9 protein-coding genes are annotated in these 5662 nt (G+C 41.9%); 6 read left to right on the top strand and 3 right to left on the bottom strand.

Annotated features, from left to right (window positions below; all coding sequences use genetic code 11):
- Positions 1–87 precede the first annotated feature (87 nt).
- Both VN379_RS02735 and VN379_RS02730 read right to left on the bottom strand, forming a co-directional pair.
- Complete coding sequence (locus VN379_RS02735) at positions 88–846, bottom strand: hypothetical protein (protein ID WP_325530542.1); 759 nt, start codon at positions 844–846, stop codon at positions 88–90.
- A gap of 80 nt (positions 847–926) precedes the next feature.
- Positions 927–1892, bottom strand: coding sequence for a 3'-5' exoribonuclease YhaM family protein (locus VN379_RS02730; protein WP_325530540.1), 966 nt, complete (start codon positions 1890–1892; stop codon positions 927–929).
- A 322-nt stretch (positions 1893–2214) separates the two neighbouring features.
- Between VN379_RS02730 and VN379_RS02725 the strand changes: the two genes are divergently transcribed.
- From VN379_RS02725 to VN379_RS02705, 5 genes are all read left to right on the top strand, one after another.
- Positions 2215–2352 (top strand): hypothetical protein, encoded by a 138-nt coding sequence (locus tag VN379_RS02725; protein WP_325530538.1) that lies wholly within the window; start codon positions 2215–2217, stop codon positions 2350–2352.
- A 192-nt stretch (positions 2353–2544) separates the two neighbouring features.
- Positions 2545–2772, top strand: coding sequence for a hypothetical protein (locus tag VN379_RS02720; RefSeq protein WP_325530536.1), 228 nt, complete (start codon positions 2545–2547; stop codon positions 2770–2772).
- 72 nt (positions 2773–2844) lie between these two features.
- Positions 2845–2997 carry a hypothetical protein gene (locus tag VN379_RS02715; protein WP_325530534.1) on the top strand — a complete coding sequence of 51 codons (153 nt, stop codon included), beginning with the start codon at positions 2845–2847 and terminating at the stop codon, positions 2995–2997.
- A 313-nt stretch (positions 2998–3310) separates the two neighbouring features.
- Positions 3311–3448 (top strand): hypothetical protein, encoded by a 138-nt coding sequence (locus tag VN379_RS02710; protein WP_325530532.1) that lies wholly within the window; start codon positions 3311–3313, stop codon positions 3446–3448.
- A 296-nt stretch (positions 3449–3744) separates the two neighbouring features.
- Positions 3745–3939: a hypothetical protein gene (locus VN379_RS02705; RefSeq protein WP_325530530.1), complete on the top strand. Its 195-nt coding sequence runs from the start codon at positions 3745–3747 to the stop codon at positions 3937–3939.
- A gap of 60 nt (positions 3940–3999) precedes the next feature.
- On the opposite strand, the gene VN379_RS02700 is transcribed toward VN379_RS02705, so the two are convergent.
- Positions 4000–4671, bottom strand: coding sequence for a hypothetical protein (locus VN379_RS02700; protein ID WP_325530528.1), 672 nt, complete (start codon positions 4669–4671; stop codon positions 4000–4002).
- Positions 4672–5004: 333 nt separating this feature from the next.
- On the opposite strand from VN379_RS02700, the gene VN379_RS02695 reads away from it, so the two are divergent.
- Entirely contained in the window at positions 5005–5133 is a 129-nt protein-coding gene (locus VN379_RS02695; protein ID WP_325530526.1) for a hypothetical protein, read from the top strand.
- Positions 5134–5662 lie beyond the last annotated feature (529 nt).

Genomic DNA, 5662 nt, shown 5'->3' with positions numbered 1-5662 from the left:
GATTATTGATATCCCGTTCGGCGAACATAAATTTAATTAGCAAAAGAAGTCCCAGGCGGTAGCGCCGCCAGGGACTTCTTTTTTGGCTCAATGCCCAAAATATTTTAATGTCTTGTCAAGAACCTGGGTCAGCATTTCTTCGCCAGGCATTTGATTGGTATTAACAAATTCTAAATCAAAGGTAATGTTATCTAATTTGATAAATGGCACCAATTCATGATTGGTTTGCAAAAACACAGACTTGGCAAAGGTATGAACAACCGTCTGCAGTTTGTCAGCAGGTGCGTTGCTTTGTTTGCCATAATGATCAAAAACGCCTTGTACTGAGTCCACGCAATTGCCGCTCTCATCATAGATAAAGGTATATTTGGGATTTGCATTCATTTGAATAAGCTCATCACCTAAGCCTGCCTGTTCTTTAGCCTCTTTAACCCAGGCTTTGTCTACGTTGATCTGGACATTACCGATAACAGGCTCCCAGACGTCAGCGGCAAGCGGCGCAAAAAGTTCATAGAGAATAATACCGGCGTTGGCGGCCATATCCTTAATATCTTTCTTATATACCGGCTGAGTCACAATGACACCCATGACCTGGCCCGGTATATCTCTGACAATCCGTAAGAAGGTAAATAGCTCACCCAGGCTTACCTGCTCTTTAGCCTGAATAATTGTTTTATAGGTGATATCCCCATCAGTAAACTCCCAGTACACATCGGTTTCATGGGTTGCTGTCCGGCCTTCAATCACGGCGTTGTACTGAGCTTTAATAGTTTTAACGGCAGTTTCACCGGCAATGGCTTCGTATATGTCACGCACAGCCTGCTGATAGATATTTTGGGTTGTCAATATAACACCACCATATTTTAATTACACATTATATATTTTACCGTCATTTAAGCATAAATACAAACTTTTCTGCCTTGTTCTTAAGTCCACTCCTCACTGGGTCTATATATGTCACGCCGCAAGGTGTAACTCCGGTTAAAACCACCCGGTAAGGCCTTGTCTTCTTCCCTGATAAACTGTTCGGTTTTTGCACTTAGGTTATCCAGATAATGCAATATCTCCGCTTCCAGAATCATCGGTTCCACCGGGCTTCCCCATTCAGCCTGCCCATGATGTGAATAGATACAGTGTTTGAGGATTAAGCGGAGCTCCTCCTCAACACCAACTTGCCGGCACGCCTGCTCAACCATTTCCATACCCAGATAGATATGACGCAGGAGTTTTCCTTCTTTTGTAAAACCAACCGGCATCCCAAAAGCATCCACTTCAATCTCCCGTACCTTGCCGATATCGTGAACTAAAGCTACTGCCAATAAGATATCCTTATTGACCCTGGCATAACGCGCACAATAGTCCTGGGCACTTGCAGCAACCTCTAGCGTATGTTGAAGCAAACCCCCGATACAGGCATGGTGATTCTTGACAGCCCCAGGGTGACGCTTAAATTTTTCAACAAACAATTTGTCGCCAACAAAAATGTAGTCCAGGATTTGTTTTAACGATTTACATTCCACGCCAGCGATCATTGCCGTTAACGCCTCATATAACTGCTCAATATCCTGTGATGCCATCATGCCCAGTTGTTTTAGAGCCTCATCAATCTCCTGCCGGGAGGGTATGGAAACATTATCGATAATTAGCTGCGGGGCCTCTTTAAAGTGATCAAGCGTGGCCTCGATGCGCAATACAAAGTTTTCTTGCAAAGTTATAACTGATTCATTTGATATATCCCAGTACTTAGCCGGCACATCAAGGCTATGGTCGCTAATAAAACAATCACCGTAGGTCTTGCCATTTTTAGCTGTTTTAACCTCAAATCGCGAGATACGGTATATACCTGCCAAGCGGGCTCCCTTAGGATTCTTGACCAGTTCGCCAAGCTTCATAGTAATTCTCCTCCACCAGTAGTCTATTGTCTGCCTAAAACACGAACAGAAAATATCTTTAAAGATTCTGCCGATGGCCGGCAAAATCCTGTCAGAGCAATAAGTAAATCTCCATACACAGAATTTCATCGTGTATACCGGCTACCCATGCTTGCTATTTATATCAATGAGAACAGCTTACACCTTGTACGCATAAAGAATTTGCCTCCGCGAATATCGTCATCATCAGTCTTGTGCAAGTTTTTGAATAATCATCAGCTAAATTACGCATTTATATAGTAGGGAACTATTATCCCGATAACGTGATTAAGGGGGTTATGCAATGGGCGGGAGAACTCTCGATCAGTTTCGTAGCCTGCAACGGGCTAAATCCAAAGGCTCGCAATCAACTCAGCAAACAACTAAAACTGCTGACGATTATCAACCCAAGCACACTAAGCCTATCCAAAACCCTGAATAAGTCTAACCTCAACCTTTGAACACGCCTTCTGATTTCTTCCACACAAAAAACAGACCTCCGTACAACCGGGGGTCTGTTTTCTTGCCGTACTCTACACCCTGGTGCCTTATTTATTTACCTATTCCTGGTTTATTCATTCACCTTTTAAGCTCATTGCTAATATAATATACCAATAAAATATAAGGGGGAATTATGTTGGCTTCTTACGATAAAATTGTAAAATATATTGTGGAAAAACTTCAGATGGCTCTTTCTCCGCTTCAACAAATAACACAAAATCAAGAGATTATTATTGCCCAGAATAAGCAAATGATTGATTTACTGGCAACGCTGAGTAACAGCCGTGAGACTGGTATTGTACAAAAAGAGGTTGTGAGCAACGAAACAGTTTCTGACCAGGACACTCCCGCAGAAGCGTAGAGATTATTATCCAAGATCCATACTATGATGAAATCGGTAAGAACAGGACACACTAACACCGGAGGTGGTAGTGTGTATTCTATTGAAACTGAATCCCAAAAACCAGACTTTATCGAAAACTTCGAAGTAATGCTGCCTGTTAATCAGGCGCATGGTCCCGGGGAATACGAACAGCCACACAAACCCTGGTCAAAAGTGTTTGAAGATGATGATCTGGAAAAGTAGCAGGCAGGCAACTCCCGCCTGTTTTTTCTTTCAGCACTATAATAAAAGTAGCCACTCGGTCCGAGTGGCTACTTAGCCTGATTTACTTAAAGATTGCAGAAATCGAACTGCAAAGCGTATAAACGGTTAGCAACGCTGTAAAAATTACGATTGGATGATTGCGGAATCGAACCAAAGCTATAGATCACCTCACATTGTTTAGCTACTTCATACTATTCCCAATTTGTCAGTATGCTAAACAAAATTATGATCATCATTATTTGTCAGCTATGATAAGAACATCTTTGGACATCATAATTACGGAGGTGATACTATGAGAAAGAATAATCGTAAAAATGAGCAATGCTGTAATGAAAAGGATCAGAAGAACCTTGAATTCGCTCGTGAAATCGCCAATATTAACGAGTGTCGCAATGAAAAAGATTGCGGTGGCGGATGCGGTAAACGGTAATCCCTCTCATATTTCATTCTCTGCTTTGGTAACAACCGCTCTCTCAGGGCACTCGTTGGAGAATTCAACGGGTGCCTTTCCCTATTTAAGCCTCACCAAAAAAGACAACTGCCATTCTTGTTGTAGGCTAGTATATCCCAGTAACAATAGCACTTTCTTTATTAGCTAACCCCTTACTCAGAACTAGGGTTTCGCTGATCTTCCGGTCGTCAGACATCGTATACACACCGATATTTCTAATTACATATGCGGTTAAAAAGGTCTAACTAGGGAACAATATCCCAGAGGTGATTTACATGGAAAAATCTGTTGAGCAACAGAAAGTTGAATCCAATGCTTCGGTAGGGTACGGTCCTAATAACCCTGAGCCGCTAGCCTTTAAGGAATCAGAAATTCCCAAAGAAAAAGCTGCAAACCATGCAGCTGCCGAGTACAATACCACACCTGATGTTAACCCAAGTGCCAAGTTGGTTAATAGGACTGAGCCATAGCCAAACTCCTAGGTATTATTTACGTAAAATAGCCCCCGGGTTCTTCCCGCGGGCTATTTACTACTTCATTATAGTATATCGCAATAAAACCTTCTCATCACCACCTGAAGCCCGCAAATAATCAGCACCAATCCGATTTACCCTGATTCCGCCCCCAAACAGTTCTTTCCCGCCGATCAAATCGACCTGTGGTCGGTACTTCTGTGCAGCAATCTCATTTAATCTAGCAGCCAATACCGCTTTATCCTGTTCGCGCTGCAAAGCTATTTCTTTATTAACAAGGTCAGTAACATCTATGGTTGTAATTGTTGAAACCTCGCCAGTTAACTTACCCTTTTCGAACTTACTGCTCTCCCCGGGGATTCCTTGCATCTCGAAGCTTTGTCCGTTGTACCGCATATAGACTGTCGGTGTTTTGACTTCTATATCTACATCTGTTTTTTCCTGTACAACAACTTCTGTACCGGACACAGCGTCCTTATAGATAATAGTCTCTTTCGGTATATAAGCCAATTCTGTTATCGTCTTAGTTTCTGTCTTCACGACTGGAGGCTTTTGCTTTTCCATATATAATAACTGTTCTGTGCTGCTTAGCCGCTCCTGGGTTCTGGCCAAAGCCTCCCTAAGTTCCAGGACATACCAGGAATACATTCCCCAGGCTCCTAGACCGAGACCAATTAGAAATATAGCACCGGTTAGTATAGCCGCCCAACTCTTGGTTAAACTAAACACAACTTCTCTCTCCTTTTTAGACGCCGTTCACTTAGGACGGCGTTATTTTATTTATCCAGCATAGTCAGTGCATCCTTACGCTCATTTTCCCACCAGGCAAATAATCCTGGTCTTTACATCTCCCTTTTATTGTCAATATATTTTTCGAACATGCTTCCTGCTACCAAGGTCTGCTAAAAATACGGCATGAGTTAAAAACCGCATTTACAGACTGACGTGTTGAGACTGCTACTGAGCAGGTCCGAGCCATTAGCTGATTGTCATAAAATGGTTGCTATTCCAAGCAATAAATTTTGTTATTATCGGCAAACTACAGTATGGAGGTGATTAATAATGTTTTGTCATAATAATTCACGTCGTGGCTGTGGAATGAACGACTCCTCATTATTAAGAGTCCTGACAGTCGGTGCTATCGTGTATGTTGGCTTAAAGGCTGTACATCATTGGAAGCATCATCACTAGGACTAACCTCTTAAACCTGGGATCATACCCAGGTTTTTATATTGTCCATGCGATCCCATCATCCCAAATTTTTTAAGCTTAATTTGTTATTAAATCGCTGCTCTCATAAACATTTGATTCCCACACATACTATAATGGGATAGTCCAATGTCCACGTTGCAATATAAAGGAGGCGTTACGCTTTGACAACAATAGCAATTGCAGTACTAATTGTAATCGGTATATGTTTCTTAGCTGTCACGTACTTCGACAAAGTATCCTATCCCTGGCAATAATATTGCCGCTTAGGGGGGCTTATTACAGCCCCCTAAGTAATGTCCAAGCTATAAACATAAAAAAGCACCCCGAAGGGTGCTTAACTATTAAACTTATTTAATTTGCTATAATTTGCAATTCATTATAATCTTCGAAGTGATCCAGAAGGCCAATCAACGCATTCTCAACATTCGGAAGGGTTACAACCAAAGGGTTATTTTTATTACACAAGTGAAGCTCGAACCCAAATAGATGTCTGTCATTAACATGATAG

This window comes from Sporomusa sp. (assembly GCF_035561255.1).
Taxonomy (GTDB): domain Bacteria; phylum Bacillota; class Negativicutes; order Sporomusales; family Sporomusaceae; genus Sporomusa.
Note: the sequence above shows the minus strand (reverse complement) of the source record. Positions and strands in the feature narration are given on the sequence as shown.

Bases quoted from the DNA above. Each gene is read 5' to 3' on its own strand.
- VN379_RS02730 (WP_325530540.1), bottom strand. From the start codon at position 1,892: ATGAAGCTTGGCGAACTGGTCAAGAATCCTAAGGGAGCCCGCTTGGCA.
- VN379_RS02725 (WP_325530538.1), top strand. From the start codon at position 2,215: ATGGGCGGGAGAACTCTCGATCAGTTTCGTAGCCTGCAACGGGCTAAA.
- VN379_RS02720 (WP_325530536.1), top strand. From the start codon at position 2,545: ATGTTGGCTTCTTACGATAAAATTGTAAAATATATTGTGGAAAAACTT.
- VN379_RS02710 (WP_325530532.1), top strand. From the start codon at position 3,311: ATGAGAAAGAATAATCGTAAAAATGAGCAATGCTGTAATGAAAAGGAT.
- VN379_RS02705 (WP_325530530.1), top strand. From the start codon at position 3,745: ATGGAAAAATCTGTTGAGCAACAGAAAGTTGAATCCAATGCTTCGGTA.
- VN379_RS02695 (WP_325530526.1), top strand. From the start codon at position 5,005: ATGTTTTGTCATAATAATTCACGTCGTGGCTGTGGAATGAACGACTCC.